This window comes from Providencia rustigianii DSM 4541, from assembly GCF_000156395.1.
In the GTDB taxonomy this organism is placed as follows: Bacteria; Pseudomonadota; Gammaproteobacteria; order Enterobacterales; family Enterobacteriaceae; genus Providencia; species Providencia rustigianii.
The window spans coordinates 141,922-142,413 of the sequence record NZ_GG703822.1; the positions used below are offsets into that span (position 1 = coordinate 141,922).

Annotated in this window: 1 protein-coding gene; it reads right to left on the bottom strand. The window is 45.3% G+C overall.

Going from position 1 to position 492, the window contains the following annotated elements; genetic code table 11:
• Positions 1-88: 88 nt before the first annotated feature.
• Positions 89-492: phage terminase large subunit family protein (locus PROVRUST_RS17470; protein WP_006816234.1), on the bottom strand; the 404-nt coding region annotated here is incomplete at its 5' end.

Consider the following 492-nt stretch of genomic DNA (forward strand, 5'->3'; position numbering starts at 1 on the left):
GGGTCGCCAAAAGTGAACGCTTCCATTGATGCGTCATTGGCTGTCTGCGCCATATTCTGAGAATGACGTTTTTTATTTTTACGGCTCATTAAAATACCTCGACAATATTGTGATGGTTGCTATTTTCACCGGTGATCGGTTCGTTATACAGAGCATGCATAGTTGCCCATGCTAAATCGGCATGGCTGGATTCTTCACTGCGATCTGCTTCATACGTAGGGCGGTTGCCACTCGCGGTGGTTGCACGGCGAATAGCCATGAATGACTGGGTGATATCATTGCAACCGGCGTCATACTCAAGGCGATCATGACTAATCACGTCATACGCTTTGAGGACAAGGGCATTTTTTAAGGCTGGGTTATAAATAAATTCTTTCGCTGCGGGAAAAAATTCACGCACGTTTTGTAGGACTCCATGACCAATACCCGTAGAATCGATACCAATGTATTGGACGTTGTAGCGTTCAGTTAGCTCTTTGATTGCATCGGATT